Genomic DNA, 12,644 nt, shown 5'->3' with positions numbered 1-12,644 from the left:
CGGTTCTCGATTCGTTTAGCCATCCGGCATGTCGACGACCCTGTGGCAGCGAGGGCACCCGAGCCCATCCACGCGGTTGACCACAGTCGCTTCCCAGACATGATCACTCGAGCATCGCCACAAGACCTTGGACTGAGAGGTTGGCTTCACCCGCTCGGGTCGCGACTTGTTGCTGAAATCCCACTCCGCGGCAAGGTCGGGCCGCAAAGTGGCCAGGTCCGTCTCTCCCGGTATCGCGCGATGTCCATAGCAGTAGGGACAACCGCTGTTCTGTGGGCCGCTTCGACTCGAGATCACAGCCTCCCAGCGGTGTCCCTGCTTGCATCTCCACGTCGCGCGGCGCTTAGAACCTGCCGGCACATCTCGAGGACTGAGTGCGTTTGAGTCGTCCCATTCGGTGACCAGATCAGGCCGGCGCGTGGCGAGGTCCGTCTTGCCGGGGATCACGTACTTTCCGAAGCAGTAGGGGCATCCTGTGCCGAGGACGTGCCGCCGGTATATAGCAGCCGTCCAGGTGTGCCCCGTCGCGCATTGCCAGACGACCTGCTTGCCGGATCCGGGGACGATCTCGTCCGGCCGCAGCTTGTTGCTGTGGTGCCACTGCGCGGCGAGGTCTGGCCGGACGGTTGCAAGATCTGTCACTCCATTGATGGGTCGCTTGCCATCGCAGACCGGACAGCCCGTTCCGCTAGAGCGGTTGTTGATCGCAGCGTCCCAGCTGTGGCCGCATGACCCGCTCCACCAGACCTTCGTCGCTGAGAAGGCGCCTACGACCTGCGGCGTAAGTTCGCCGTTCCGATCGAAGTCCCATTCCGCTGCAAGATCGGGTCGCACCGTTGCGAGGTCCGTCTTTCCACGGACGACCCTGTTCCCAGCGCAGAAGGGACACCCAGACCCGTTCCGTGTGCGGTTGTTGATCGTTGCCGCCCACCGGTGACCCTCATCGCAGACCCAGTTGACGCGGCGATTGGAGCGCGCGCCAACACGGTCCGGATCGCCCGCGTTCGCTCCAGGAGCGCGGTCCCACTCGGCAGCGACAGCGGGATGCTGTGAAGTGAGGTCAGTGTGCCCCGGCCAGACGGCTTGGCCTGAGCAATGAGGGCAGCCCCCTACCGATCGCACGTACGGCGTTGTCTCCCACGTGTGCCCCGCATCGCAGACCCACCATGCCTTGACCGATGTTCCGCGCGGTTCCCAAGGATCGCGGCTCGGATCATTGCGGCCGAAGTTCCACTCCGCGACAGAATGCGGTCGCCGCTGTATCCACAGCGGGTAAGGTGCGGTGACGTCGATGATCGCGGGAGTGTCAACGATGTCGAGCGGCACGTCGACCGGATCGATGCGTGTCGGTTCGACTTTGCGGCGTCGCGGTCGCAACCAAAGCACGATGCGTTCCACCAGCACATCGATCGGCGCGTGGCCGAAGGAAAGTGACGACGCGATTGCAATGCGGAGCTGTGTCGATGAGAGTCCGACCCACTGGTCGATGAGGGCTGAGTTGGAGAGCAGTTCAAGCACGCGGACTGTTTCGGGGAAGAGCGCTGCACGTCCGTCGGTCTCGTGGGCGGTGACGAGCGGCACCAGTTCCGGTTTCCATCCCGCGGGGCGGGTCAGCCACGCGTTATCGCGGACCATCTCCCATACCCGGGCATGTAGTCGGGGGCTTATTCGTCCCGAGGCCACCAAACGCCGGAATCGCCACTCCGCTTTCGCTTGAGCATCGCCGCGCTCGGCCACCAGCTGGGTCTCGCGCGTCGTGCCTGGACCCATCCACACCATCTGGCCCGGATGCCTGAGGCACCAGTTTTCACGATCGTGCGGGATCTGCTCCACGCGATCGCCAGCAGCGCAAAGTCGGCAGAGGAAGCGCGGGGGATAGGTCGCGGATGGGTCAGGCTGTGCGATGTCTCGCAAGCGAAGGTAGTGACCCTCCGGTCGTCCCGCAGCAGCCTCGACAATGACGGCGGCTGCGGCCTCGTCCGTCCACACCCGGTAGATGTACGGCTGTGTCGGAGACGTGAGTCCTCGCTCAACGTTGCCGAACGGAACCCCGGCTGCTTGGCACTGCCGTTGGGCGTAGGAGCGTGGGGATTCAAAACGATGCCACTTGGGGCGAATCGGCCACGTCCGAATGTCGCTCATGCGGCTTCGACCAGATCCTTCAACTTCACTTTGTGCCGGAGTGGTGTGGTGTGCTGCAGTCCGTCGAGGACCGCGAAGAGCTGCTCACGAGTCACCTGTTCGTTCGGGCGATCGGGGTCGTCGAGGATCGAAGCAACCAGCCGCTCGACCGTCATGGCGAGCAGCGCGAGCCTTCCGTGCGCCGCGGCATGGAGAGCGCGAGCGTTGAGTGTGAGCGTGCCAGGGACGTGGTCGCAGAGGGGTAGATTGCGGTCGAAGATGGCCACCCAGCGTGTCCAAAGCGCCAGCCCGTCGTCCACCGAGATGTCGACCCTGCGAAGTTCGACCATGTCGCATCTCATCGTGACCTGCATACCGTGGCCGGATCCGAATGCCTTGCCGCTGCCCAGGCTGATCCCAACGAGCGCCACCGTCGTCGATGATTCATTCTGTAAGGCTTTGATGACGCTCGATGGCTCAGTGCCACCCAGATGGTGAGCCTCGTCGATTACTAGCAGCTTCGTCCGATGGACGTGCAGGAGGTTCAGAGCCTCCACGCGGAGCGCGTCGGTGTTGCTGGACTTTGCCACGACCGCTGTAGGAGCGAGGAATCGAATGACCTGTGCTAGCAACGTCTTTCCGGTGGCGTTCTCGGTCATCTCTACCCATACGACAGGTACTTCCCCGGCGTCGACGTAATCCGGAAAGTGCTTCCTGTGATCGTTCTCCACGGAGCGAGCGAGGAGCAGGGCGAGTTCGGTCTTGCCATAGAACAGTGGCGCCGAGATCATCAGGCCCCTTCGCGAATTCTTGCGGCGGGGGTTTGTCTTGATGAGTCTCGCCAGAAGTCCGGTACTGAGATCCTGTTCGGGTGTCGGCACTCGCAGCGTGAGCCGGACATAATCGTCGCGCGCTTGGTCATAGAGCGCGCGTTGATCCGCGGGAAGCAGGCAATAGTCCTCGAACGAGAGGGCGGGCGGCATAGGGGGCATCGCATCGAGCGCCTCGCGCAGACCGGGGAGCGTTGTCTTGCTTGAGTGCTCCAGTACGAGCGAGTCGAGGATCACTAGCTCAGGTCTTTCATCGTGACGATGTCATAGCGAGAGGAACTCCAGTCGATATCGCTGACGTTCACCGGCGTGGCCCACTCAGCTAGCTCGAACGGGACGGGTTCAATGACCGGAGCTGCGACATCGCCTGACCCACCGGTGGATGGCTTGAGCTGACGGTTTCGCGCCTGCTTGTCGCTTCGAGCTCTTTGTTCGATTTCGTCGAGGAACTCGGCCGTCCGCGGCATCTCGCCGGGCGCCCCGGTTCCGAAGCGCTCGACCAGGCGGACCTCGGTCTCGGCAGCCATCCAGGCAGCCCGGTCGTCGATCGCTTTATCCCAGCACTCGATCCATTCCTCGGTTTCAGGGTGCTGGACCCAGACGGCATTGTCGTTGCAAGGATCGAAGCGTATGTCGAAGGTGCGGGCCTGACGCGAGCCGGCGGGAGCGCCTGAAAGCGAGCGATTCCGAAGGTCCGACAGCAACGGAGAGTCGTACTTGCGATTACGGAACTCGATCCCCTCGTTGCTGATGATCCGGCCTTCGGAGGGGAGCAGGGCGAGGAAGTCCTCCGCTCTGAATGGAAGCTGAACTCCAGGACCAACCTCGAATAGGGACGCGTACATCTGGTTCGGCGTCCACTCGCGACCCGGGAACAGGGGGGAGCGCAGTCCGCCGTGCTGCTTGTTCAAGAAGACCGTGGTGATCCAGGCATCAAATGCGAGCCGGACCGAGTCCAACGTGAGAGTCGGGTTGTCTCGCTTCCCGCGGTTGGGGACCGAGTTGCCCGTCGAACCTGCGAGCCACTGCGCGAAATCCGTCGATGTCGTTCCGAAGTTTCGCTCGATATGCGGCTTGGTCGCGGGGGCATTCGGTGGGGCGAGGACGATCGTGATTCCGAAAGCTCGGCAGGCAGCCTCGAACGTAGCTGAGCGGAAATCGGCACCGCCGTCTACGGTGATCGCGTGCGGAAAGATCCACGGCACAGCGAGCGACTCGTCGTCGAGGTAGGGATTAATCCTCGTCATCAGCTCGACGGGCAGGGTCGCCGAGCCGGACAGTGTGGCTGCGGACGAGCCGGGCGCGGACCTGCGGCCAACGATTGCTCTGGCCAGCAGCAGTGCGTGGTCGAAACCGTTGGGCCGATTGGCATGGATTGCCCACGCCAATGGGACTCTGCTTGCCACGCAGAAGAGCGCCGTCACGGTAGGGCGGAAGGTGTTGCCCTTCTCGTCCCACACTTGGACGTCGAGTGTTGTCGAGTCGATCTCGCACACCTGTCCGAGACGGTGAGCGTTACCGGAGAAGTACTCTCGACCCGGACTATTGGACGCGTTGCGACGCGTTGTCGCCTTCGCGAAGCTGTACCGGCCAGCATCGCGCTCGTTGATGTATCCCTGAAGGGTTGTCGCCTTCACGTCACAGATCGCGTCGCCTGGATACATTGCCTCTAACCTGCGCCGGACCAAGGCGGCGCAGTGACGGCGGCTGCTCGTGTGCAGGTTGGTTCGACTGTCGAGCTCGCTATCTATGACGGCGATGAGGCGAGGATCCGCCTTGCTGATCACCAGCCGTTTCTGACCCTTCGGGTGCAACCGAGCATCCACCCCGGCGACACCCTCCGACTCGTAGACCTTCCAGTAGTTGAACAGCGCTTTGCGGCTGCGCGCGAGCGAGGTGCCAGCCAACTCAGCGACCTTCGCAGTGATTCGCTGCTCCTGTGTTGTCTGGGTGAGGTCGTACCCCGGACGCGCGCTGACCGCGCTCGGGTCCATCGGCACGCCGCGGAAGACCTCGAGCAGGTGCTTCTCCATGTCGAGCACGTCAGATGGCCAGTCCGCTGAGGTGGGGCGGAGCGGCGTGCTCGACTGTCGACGAGCGGTGCCAGCGAAGCCGATGAGTTCGGGCATCGAGATCACGAGCCAATCGTCCTCGACGCCGTCGCGTCGAAGTGTTGCCTCCACGCCTCGGCGCACCCGCTCCCACACCCAAAGATCACCGCCTATCTCGACCTTGTCGCCGAGCTTGAGCTTGTACTCCTCGCTGGTCATGCCGCCGCTCCTATCGATGTCGCTTCCGTTGTCGTATAGACCGTCTCGCTGCTGAACACACCCCCGAGATCGACGTGAAGTAGACGGCGCCATGCAAGGTTGTCGACCCAAGCGCACGCGAGTGGCGGGCAGTCGGGAGAAGCGATCCGACAGAGATCGCCGCGGCTTCGCCCTCCGCGTGCTGCGCTCAGAATGAGCGCTTCGGTCTCGCGGCCAGGTCGGCAGCGGTCGTGGCGAGAAGCAGACAGGCAGTCGAGGTTGCCGGTCGCACGTTTGTCGTGGCCAGTCAGCACTCGGTAGCGCCACCCGAGCGCATCACAAACGGCCGCGGTCTCACCGAACTGAACGCGCGCCGCGCCGTCGACTCGGTCGGCGGGACGCACGTCGAGAAGCCCGTATGAGCCATCGGTGAAGAGCGCCAGCAGATCCGGAAAGTGCGAGTATCCCGATAGCCGCGATCCGTGCCCGAAGGTAATCGCTACCGACTGCGCCCACAGCTTCTCCACCTGTCCGCTGAACTCCAACCAGAGGACCTCCCAGCGCTCTTCCTGAGACTCGCACCACACGTGTGTCCCGGTCGGCTGCCAGAAGTACAGGCTGGGAGTGAATCGGAAGCGGACGCCTTTCGACCTGCGCAAGGGTTGAGGATCGATCGCCGTCCAGTCTCGATCGCCGAGATCCCGTCCGACGACAGCCCATTCGTGCTGGCCGATCTTCTGATGCGCGCTGTCGTCCGGGCGCGAAATCCAATGCAGCTCAGTCGACGATGTACGGCGTCGGGGGACGATCTGCTGAGGCCCAGCCACTGGGAGCACCCGCATCACCTCTCGCAAGCGAAGTCGGTGTCTGACGTTGCGAGGACGATGGGCTGATCGGAGCCCCATCGCTCCTCTATCCAGTTCCGATGTTCTTCCCCGGTGAAGAACAAGCCGTCGTTGTCATCGGCGTGTCGTGACACTCGATGTCATTCGACCGCCCGACTGTGTCACGCAACGCCGGTTTGTGTCACCGGAACGCGTTCCCGACAGAACGCGGGTGTCGGGAACGCCGTGAGATGACACTGGATGTCACGGCATCCGGGGGCTTCGGGTGCGTGCGGGGCGTCTTTGTCGTGACACTTTCCTGAGTAGATGCGATCCTGCCGTCGGCGCTGCCAGCAGTTTTGGGGGACAAGCGTCTGTCGGAGCCGATCGCCGCTTAGGTACCTCGTGATGGCGGCATGAGCGTTGCTCTTACACGGGTGGCGGGGTAAGTGCGGCGAGAAGCGCTGCCTTGTTCATCCGGTAGTACCCGGTGATCTTCCGCTCTTTCGCTTGGGTTCGGAGTTCGGCCAGCGTGGGTGTCGAAGGCTTCGGCGCCTGCGCGGTCCGGACTTTTCGCACTGACGTGCGGGGTCGGGGTGCTGCGGTCGGCAATGGCGTAGGGTTTTCGGTTTCCTGATCGTAGGTGGGAGTGTCGCCGCGTCGGGTGGCAGCGGCGTGTGTGGCGGAGAGTTGCTGGGATTCATGGGCCAGCCTCTCAGCACGAGTGCGCAGCTCCTCGGAAGATCGAGCTACCGCCTTCCGTGCTTTTCGCACGGCTTTCTCTGCGCGATCAAGGGCCTTTTGCGCGGCCTTCGCGGAATCTCTTTTCTCCTTTTTCGCCGTCTTCTTGTCTGTCTTGGTTTGCGCCACGATGCGCACCTCCAGATGTGTTCGGGCCGATTCCGACCGTGACACCCCACCATAGACGCGCGGATACCGGCGCCTCTAGATAGTTCCGGCAGCGTTGGCTAGACAGGTCCACTCGGCTGTTTTTGTGATGTCGTCACGGTCACGGCCGCGGCCGGGCCGGCGGCGTCTTCCCGTGCGTGTGGGTTGATCCGCCTTCAGGCGATACGGGAGATCTGCACGGCGACGGTCGTGTTGGGGTAGTCGCCAATGCTGTCGAGGATGGTGTCGGCGACGTGGCGTGCTGTGTCGGGGGCGGGGACCCTGCGTGTGACGCCGATGCGTGCAGTGATGATGGTGTCCACGCCGCGGGTCGCGATGTCGACACGGTTGTAGCGTTCGTCCTGGCCGGTGGCGATGGCGCTGACCAAATGCGGGACCTGGGTGATCGCTGGTGCGGGGGCGAAAAGGTCTGTGACACCGTCAACGTCGCGGATGAATTCGGTGAGTGTATTCGGGTCGGGGACGGACGCAGGTTGTCGGTCGGAGGCGGGGGTCTCGGCGTTCATGGCTGCTCCCTGCGGCTGGTGTTGTAGCCGTGGATGTCTTTGATGGTGACGTCGACTGCGGTGACGTTGAGGTGGGTGTGTTCGGTCAGGGCGTTGTAGATGCGCTGCCGGACATCGTGCGCGGTCGGGGTCATCGGGGTGCCCCAGGCGATACTGAGCGTGACATTGATCGTCACGGGCGCGCCGAGTCGTTCGGCGTCACCGCTGATCTGGCTTTTGCCGATCACGGGGCCGGGGATCTGATCAACGACGGAACGCAGCAACGCCCGCACGGCACCTTCGCTGACGCTGAGCTGCACGCGCGGGTCGGGGTGATGCAGGGGGAGCGAGCGGCCGGCGCGGACGTCGTTGTGAATGCTGGTCATGATCGCGTCCAACCACCCCGCGGGGGGAGGGGGTAGGTGCGCGGCGTCGTTGTCGAGGAGATCACGGGAGAGTTGGGCGATTTGATCGAGTGCGTGCAGAGCGTTGAGGCATTCCGGGCAGGTTTCGATGGTCGGGTCAAACGGGATCCGGTCCATGGCGAGGTAGTCGCTGAGCTCGTCGATGGTTTTCCCGCAGTCCAACGCGCGGGTGGTGCTGCGATCGCTCACCGCCATCCCTCCATCTGCGCATGAATGCTCGCGCGGGCTCTGGCTAGTTGGCCTCGAACGGTGGATCGAGGGATGCCGAGTTCTTTCGCGATGTCGTCATAGCTGAGTTCTCCGACTTCGCGGAGGAGCCAACAGCGTCTCTCTTGTTCGGGGAGGCTGTCTAGGGCCTCCGCTAACGCGGTCAGTTGCGCGTTGCGGATCGCAACGGTCTCGGGCTCCATGGCGGAGGGGTAGGCCACGTCCAGGATCGGCAGCGGCTCGGTGGGGGGTCGGTGTCGGATGTGGGCGAACGCGTGCCGGCTGGCGACGCGCATCAACCACGGCTTTACCGCGGCCGGGTCGCGGAGCTCCTGGAGCCGTTGCCAGGCGGTGTAGAGGGCTTCCTGGGTGATGTCGTCAGCGTCGGTCAGCGATCCCACGATCCGCGCCACGTATACCCGGATGAGTGACCCATACCGCACGATGAGCGCCTTGAACGCGTCCGCATCCCCGCTGATGGCGCGCTCGGCGAGGATCTCGTCGGCAACGCCGGCCAGGTCCGGGGAGGGCATGTCGCGCCGTGAACTCATATCGCAGAAAATCTTCCGACGAATTTGTGACGAATGCGCCCGCAGGCGACTCTTACATTGTAAGCGCGAGCATCTCGCCCTGACGCCGCGGCCGACCAGACCGTCGCGTGCCCCATCACTACCGTTAGAGGATCCCCATGGCTGAAGACATGAACCCCACCACTCCCGCGGCGCCCAAGCTGGCCACAGGGTCCCGCGTGGACCGCTCCTTCGCTCCCCGCCCTACCGCTGACGAGTCCGCCGCCGGTACGACCACCATCGCCGATGGTGTCGTGGCCAAGGTCGCCGGTATCGCTGCCCGCGAGGTCCCCGGGGTGTACGCGCTCGGCGGCGGCGGAGCCCGCGCGCTCGGCGCGATCCGCAACGTCGTGAACGCGGACGACAAGGCCCAGGGCGTCAAGGTCGAGGTCGGCGAGACCCAGGCCGCCGCCGACATCACCATCGTCGTGGAGTACCCGATGCCCGTCCAGGACGTCGCATCCAACGTCCGTGCGGCGGTCGCCGGGGCGATCAGCTCGCTGGTCGGACTCGAGGTGGTCGAGGTCAACGTCGAGGTCAACGACGTGCACCTGCCCTCCGACGACAAGCACGAGGAAGAGTCGCGCGTCTCATGAGCCCGACCGTGACCGGCGCCTTGCTCGGCGTCATCCTCGCCGTGTCGATCCTACTTTTTGGGTTCTGGGGGTTCCTCCTGGTTGCCCTGTTCATGGGTATCGGCGCGCTCGTGGGTCGGGCGGTGTCGGGCAAGCTCGACGTGCGCGGCCTCGCGAACGCGTTCTCCGGCCGGCGCACCTCGTAATGGTGGCGGCAGGAACCGGCCTCCCCGGCGGGGGCCCCACGCGGGTCGCCGCCGGGGCAGCCCCCGGCGGGTCGTCCTACCCCGGGCGCATCACCGTCAAAGAACGCGTCCTGGTCAAAATCGCCGAGGAGGCCACCGCGACCACCTTGAAGGTGGACCGGGGTGACGTGAAGGTGGACGTCGCCGAGGCGCGTGGGGGTTTGGCCGTCACCATCCGTACCCCCCTCCCGATCCCGAACCTTGAGGACACGGCCGCGATCGCCGCTGGCCCCCCGGTGCTGCAGCGGGTCGCGGGCATCCAGGAGCAGCTGCGCGACCGCATCGGACGAATCACCGGCCGCGAGGTCACCCGGGTGAACGTCACCATCACAGGCGCCGTGATCGCCGAGCAGAAACGAGTCCGATGAGTACCCCCGCACTCCGGCGTGTGCTGCGCCGGGAATCCCATTCCCCCCGCACCGTCGCGATGGTTATCGCCGTGGCGCTGATGATCCTGGTGCTCGCCTACCTGGGCACGGAGATCGTCCTGTCCCTCCTCGCCCAGCCGGCGCTGCTTCTGGCTCCTGACGCGCAAGCACGCTTCCTGATCGGGCTGCCCACCGAACGACCCGGGTGGATCATCGTCCTCGCCGGTGCGGTGCTGGCGGTCATCGGGTTGGTGTTCCTGTTCTTCGCCCTTGCCCCCGGGCGCCTCCCCAAGCACCAGATGCGGTTCGGGGATCGGGCCGTCCTGGTCGATAACGGGGTGATCGCCTCGTCGGTCGCGCGGCACCTCAGCGAGGAGACCGGGCTATCCCGAGAGGACATCACCGTCGGCGTGTCTCACCGCACCGTCGATGTCACCCTCCGACCCGGCTTCGGCGTCCCGCTGGACGAAGCCCCGCTGAAGTCCATCGTGCAGACCGAGCTGGACACCTACGAGCTCACCCCGACGCTGAAACCTCGGGTTCGTGTGGAGCGCCCGAAACAGAACGAGGATGAGCAATGAATCGCACCAACCGTGCACTGAACAGGATTCTCCTGTTCCTAATCGGACTCCTCCTTCTCGCTATCGGTGCGGTGCTGATCACCATCATCGCCTGGCCCACCGCGACCGAGTACTGGACAGGAGCGACCGAAGCCGGACAATCCTGGCTGCAGGACGCCGTGGACCAGACTCGGATCGGCGCGACCGCTGTCAGCTGGATCGCGATCGCCGCGCTTGCACTGATCGTGTTCCTGGTGGTCTTGCTGATCGTCGCCCTCACCCGCATCGGCGGGGGCCGCACGCACACGGTGTTGCGGTCCACTGGGTCCCAGTCCTCTTTGGGACGGGTCACGGTGCAGGAATCCTTCGTCTCGGACGCGCTGAAACACTCCCTCACTCAACGGGACGAAATCCTGTTCTCCTCCGTCACCGCCAACGACATCCGCAAGCAGCCGGTGATGCACATCAGCGTCACCCCGAGGCAGAACACCTCACCCCGGCAAGTCGTGAAGGACGTGGACCAGTTGGTCACCAACCTCGCCACCCTGACCGGCAAAGACACCCCCACCTACATCTCCGTGCACTCCGGACTGCGCGCCAAACTCGCGCACGACGAACGCCGCCTCGCCTGACCTCGGCTCCCCGGAAAGGAGAACCACCGATGCCCTATCTACGCATCCTGCTTGTCGCGGCGATCGCGTTCGGCGCGTACACCTTCGGCGCGCGCGCCGGACGCAGCCGCTACCGCACCATCAAAAAGAACGCGAAGAAGGCGTGGAACAGCCCCGGGGTGCGCTCCGCACGCCGCACAACCCGCGCAACAAGTAGGCGAGGCAGCCGGAAGCTCACTCGCGCGCTCAACAAGTAGGCAGGCACAACCATGAGTACCCACGACGAGAACGACCCCGACTACAACAGTGGGGAACGAGCATCGGAAGCAGTCGGCTCCACGACCGCAGAAATCAGCGCCGCCATTTCGGCAGCTGTAGATCGGGCACAGCAGGGTGTGGCGGCGGGGGTCGGCTGGGTGCGGGACACGTACGCGCACAACCCCACCCGGACGGTCACCATCGGCATCCTCTCCCTCGCTGGCCTCCTCGCCCTGATCACCACCCTCACCCGCCGCAACTAACTACCCCCACCACCTACACGAAGGACACATCATGGGATTCCTCGGCTTTCTGCTCCTCGGCCTTATCGCCGGCGCGCTGGCAAAACTCATCCTCCCCGGCAAACAGGGCGGCGGCTGGCTGACCACCCTGCTCCTCGGTGTGGTCGGAGCCCTCCTCGGGGGCTGGCTGGGCGGGCTGATCTTCAACGCCCCCCTGCAGGACTTCTTCTCTCTGCAGACCTGGTTGCTCGCCATCGGCGGATCGATCCTCGTCCTGCTCATCTACGGCCTCATCGTCGGACGCAAGTCCAAAGCCTGACCCTCACCCGATTCAGCACCGTCTACAGATAGGACGCCACCATGGCTGGACGCAACACGCTCGTACGCTCGATGCACGACCTCGGACTTGCCGCCTGGTTCGGCGGAACCCTGATGGGCGCAGTCGGGTTGAACGGGGCGACGGCGAAAGCACACGACCCCGCCGAACGGCTCCGGCTTTCCTCGATCGGGTGGGCGCGGTGGGCGCCAGTACAGCTGGCCGCGATCCTCGTGCACGGCACCGGCGGGGCCGGGCTGATCCTCGGGAACAAGAGCAGGCTGGCATCCCAGCCCGAGGCGCGGACCAACACGAAAGTGAAACTCGTCCTTACGATCGCCGCGGCCGCCGCCACGTTGTATGCCGGGATCCTCGGCACGAAGATCAGCAAGCACGCTGATGCGGGCGGCGAAGGAGTCACCGAACCGAACCCGGACGCGCCGGACGAGCTGATCGCGGTGCAGCGTCAGCAGAAGGTCCTGCAGTGGGTGCTGCCCGCCCTCACCGGCGCACTCATCGTGCTCGGCGCGCAGCAGGGTGAGCAGCAGCGCCCCGTCGTCGGGCTGCTGCGACGCCTCACCCACCGCTAGACCCCAACGCCGGCGGTCCTGCCGACTTCCGGCCACGTCGACACCATTCACTGAGGAGTCCGAATGACGGAGACATCAAGCGAGAAGAACGCTTCGGCAACGCCCGAGGATCGCAACGATACGACGGATGATCATGCCGCCGCTGCCGGGTCCGAGTCGCCCGAGGAGGGTGCGGCGGCGATGGCTGCCGCCGAAGACGCCGTCATCGACGACACTGATCGTCAGTGACCACTCACGCCGCGCCCGCGGTGTGAGCCTGC

At 64.7% G+C, this 12,644-nt stretch carries 18 protein-coding genes; 10 read left to right on the top strand and 8 right to left on the bottom strand.

Annotated features, from left to right (window positions below; all coding sequences use genetic code 11):
- Nucleotides 1–15: 15 nt before the first annotated feature.
- The 8 genes from ACSJDX_RS06015 to ACSJDX_RS05980 form a co-directional block, all read right to left on the bottom strand.
- A complete protein-coding gene (locus tag ACSJDX_RS06015; RefSeq protein WP_438354636.1) occupies nt 16–1,833 on the bottom strand; it encodes a zinc-ribbon domain-containing protein in 1,818 nt (605 codons plus the stop codon).
- A 305-nt stretch (nt 1,834–2,138) separates the two neighbouring features.
- Nucleotides 2,139–3,188 (bottom strand): TniB family NTP-binding protein, encoded by a 1,050-nt coding sequence (locus ACSJDX_RS06010; RefSeq protein ID WP_438354635.1) that lies wholly within the window; start codon nt 3,186–3,188, stop codon nt 2,139–2,141.
- Nucleotides 3,188–5,221 (bottom strand): Mu transposase C-terminal domain-containing protein, encoded by a 2,034-nt coding sequence (locus tag ACSJDX_RS06005; protein WP_438354634.1) that lies wholly within the window; start codon nt 5,219–5,221, stop codon nt 3,188–3,190. Before ACSJDX_RS06005 ends, ACSJDX_RS06010 begins: the two co-directional genes overlap by 1 nt.
- Entirely contained in the window at nt 5,218–6,045 is an 828-nt protein-coding gene (locus tag ACSJDX_RS06000; RefSeq protein WP_438354633.1) for a hypothetical protein, read from the bottom strand. The genes ACSJDX_RS06005 and ACSJDX_RS06000 overlap by 4 nt, the downstream gene beginning before the upstream one ends.
- Before the next feature lie 408 nt (nt 6,046–6,453).
- On the bottom strand, nt 6,454–6,894 hold the full coding sequence (locus tag ACSJDX_RS05995) for a Rho termination factor N-terminal domain-containing protein (protein WP_270367114.1): 441 nt from the start codon (nt 6,892–6,894) through the stop codon (nt 6,454–6,456).
- 194 nt (nt 6,895–7,088) lie between these two features.
- A complete protein-coding gene (locus ACSJDX_RS05990) occupies nt 7,089–7,439 on the bottom strand; it encodes a hypothetical protein (protein WP_270367116.1) in 351 nt (116 codons plus the stop codon).
- A complete protein-coding gene (locus ACSJDX_RS05985) occupies nt 7,436–8,038 on the bottom strand; it encodes an Asp23/Gls24 family envelope stress response protein (protein WP_270367118.1) in 603 nt (200 codons plus the stop codon). Before ACSJDX_RS05985 ends, ACSJDX_RS05990 begins: the two co-directional genes overlap by 4 nt.
- Nucleotides 8,029–8,583, bottom strand: a complete 555-nt coding sequence (locus ACSJDX_RS05980) for an RNA polymerase sigma factor (protein WP_270367119.1) — start codon at nt 8,581–8,583, stop codon at nt 8,029–8,031. Before ACSJDX_RS05980 ends, ACSJDX_RS05985 begins: the two co-directional genes overlap by 10 nt.
- 155 nt (nt 8,584–8,738) lie before the next feature.
- On the opposite strand from ACSJDX_RS05980, the gene ACSJDX_RS05975 reads away from it, so the two are divergent.
- From ACSJDX_RS05975 to ACSJDX_RS05930, 10 genes are all read left to right on the top strand, one after another.
- Nucleotides 8,739–9,215, top strand: a complete 477-nt coding sequence (locus ACSJDX_RS05975; protein WP_270367121.1) for an Asp23/Gls24 family envelope stress response protein — start codon at nt 8,739–8,741, stop codon at nt 9,213–9,215.
- Nucleotides 9,212–9,400, top strand: a complete 189-nt coding sequence (locus ACSJDX_RS05970) for a DUF2273 domain-containing protein (RefSeq protein WP_270367123.1) — start codon at nt 9,212–9,214, stop codon at nt 9,398–9,400. The genes ACSJDX_RS05975 and ACSJDX_RS05970 overlap by 4 nt, the downstream gene beginning before the upstream one ends.
- Nucleotides 9,400–9,807 carry a hypothetical protein gene (locus tag ACSJDX_RS05965; RefSeq protein WP_270367124.1) on the top strand — a complete coding sequence of 136 codons (408 nt, stop codon included), beginning with the start codon at nt 9,400–9,402 and terminating at the stop codon, nt 9,805–9,807. The genes ACSJDX_RS05970 and ACSJDX_RS05965 overlap by 1 nt, the downstream gene beginning before the upstream one ends.
- Before the next feature lie 59 nt (nt 9,808–9,866).
- Nucleotides 9,867–10,388 carry a DUF6286 domain-containing protein gene (locus ACSJDX_RS05960; RefSeq protein ID WP_438354632.1) on the top strand — a complete coding sequence of 174 codons (522 nt, stop codon included), beginning with the start codon at nt 9,867–9,869 and terminating at the stop codon, nt 10,386–10,388.
- Nucleotides 10,385–10,999 (top strand): hypothetical protein, encoded by a 615-nt coding sequence (locus ACSJDX_RS05955; RefSeq protein WP_126893723.1) that lies wholly within the window; start codon nt 10,385–10,387, stop codon nt 10,997–10,999. Before ACSJDX_RS05960 ends, ACSJDX_RS05955 begins: the two co-directional genes overlap by 4 nt.
- A gap of 29 nt (nt 11,000–11,028) precedes the next feature.
- Nucleotides 11,029–11,235, top strand: coding sequence for a hypothetical protein (locus tag ACSJDX_RS05950; RefSeq protein ID WP_126893724.1), 207 nt, complete (start codon nt 11,029–11,031; stop codon nt 11,233–11,235).
- Nucleotides 11,236–11,247: 12 nt separating this feature from the next.
- Nucleotides 11,248–11,499 carry a hypothetical protein gene (locus ACSJDX_RS05945; protein ID WP_438354631.1) on the top strand — a complete coding sequence of 84 codons (252 nt, stop codon included), beginning with the start codon at nt 11,248–11,250 and terminating at the stop codon, nt 11,497–11,499.
- A 31-nt stretch (nt 11,500–11,530) separates the two neighbouring features.
- Entirely contained in the window at nt 11,531–11,797 is a 267-nt protein-coding gene (locus ACSJDX_RS05940) for a GlsB/YeaQ/YmgE family stress response membrane protein (RefSeq protein WP_270367132.1), read from the top strand.
- Between the two features lie 41 nt (nt 11,798–11,838).
- On the top strand, nt 11,839–12,384 hold the full coding sequence (locus tag ACSJDX_RS05935) for a hypothetical protein (RefSeq protein WP_126893727.1): 546 nt from the start codon (nt 11,839–11,841) through the stop codon (nt 12,382–12,384).
- Between the two features lie 63 nt (nt 12,385–12,447).
- Entirely contained in the window at nt 12,448–12,612 is a 165-nt protein-coding gene (locus ACSJDX_RS05930; RefSeq protein WP_281652808.1) for a hypothetical protein, read from the top strand.
- Nucleotides 12,613–12,644 lie beyond the last annotated feature (32 nt).

The sequence above is a fragment of the Microbacterium fluminis genome (genome assembly GCF_051549805.1).
Taxonomy (GTDB): domain Bacteria; phylum Actinomycetota; class Actinomycetes; order Actinomycetales; family Microbacteriaceae; genus Microbacterium.
This window is presented reverse-complemented; position numbering and strand designations above follow the sequence as displayed.

What these genes read in the sequence shown, in the direction of transcription:
- ACSJDX_RS06005 (WP_438354634.1), bottom strand. Translation starts at nt 5,221, where the DNA reads ATGACCAGCGAGGAGTACAAGCTCAAGCTCGGCGACAAGGTCGAGATA.
- ACSJDX_RS05990 (WP_270367116.1), bottom strand. Translation starts at nt 7,439, where the DNA reads ATGAACGCCGAGACCCCCGCCTCCGACCGACAACCTGCGTCCGTCCCC.
- ACSJDX_RS05985 (WP_270367118.1), bottom strand. Translation starts at nt 8,038, where the DNA reads ATGGCGGTGAGCGATCGCAGCACCACCCGCGCGTTGGACTGCGGGAAA.
- ACSJDX_RS05980 (WP_270367119.1), bottom strand. Translation starts at nt 8,583, where the DNA reads ATGCCCTCCCCGGACCTGGCCGGCGTTGCCGACGAGATCCTCGCCGAG.
- ACSJDX_RS05975 (WP_270367121.1), top strand. Translation starts at nt 8,739, where the DNA reads ATGGCTGAAGACATGAACCCCACCACTCCCGCGGCGCCCAAGCTGGCC.
- ACSJDX_RS05970 (WP_270367123.1), top strand. Translation starts at nt 9,212, where the DNA reads ATGAGCCCGACCGTGACCGGCGCCTTGCTCGGCGTCATCCTCGCCGTG.
- ACSJDX_RS05965 (WP_270367124.1), top strand. Translation starts at nt 9,400, where the DNA reads ATGGTGGCGGCAGGAACCGGCCTCCCCGGCGGGGGCCCCACGCGGGTC.
- ACSJDX_RS05960 (WP_438354632.1), top strand. Translation starts at nt 9,867, where the DNA reads ATGGTTATCGCCGTGGCGCTGATGATCCTGGTGCTCGCCTACCTGGGC.
- ACSJDX_RS05955 (WP_126893723.1), top strand. Translation starts at nt 10,385, where the DNA reads ATGAATCGCACCAACCGTGCACTGAACAGGATTCTCCTGTTCCTAATC.
- ACSJDX_RS05950 (WP_126893724.1), top strand. Translation starts at nt 11,029, where the DNA reads ATGCCCTATCTACGCATCCTGCTTGTCGCGGCGATCGCGTTCGGCGCG.
- ACSJDX_RS05945 (WP_438354631.1), top strand. Translation starts at nt 11,248, where the DNA reads ATGAGTACCCACGACGAGAACGACCCCGACTACAACAGTGGGGAACGA.
- ACSJDX_RS05940 (WP_270367132.1), top strand. Translation starts at nt 11,531, where the DNA reads ATGGGATTCCTCGGCTTTCTGCTCCTCGGCCTTATCGCCGGCGCGCTG.
- ACSJDX_RS05935 (WP_126893727.1), top strand. Translation starts at nt 11,839, where the DNA reads ATGGCTGGACGCAACACGCTCGTACGCTCGATGCACGACCTCGGACTT.
- ACSJDX_RS05930 (WP_281652808.1), top strand. Translation starts at nt 12,448, where the DNA reads ATGACGGAGACATCAAGCGAGAAGAACGCTTCGGCAACGCCCGAGGAT.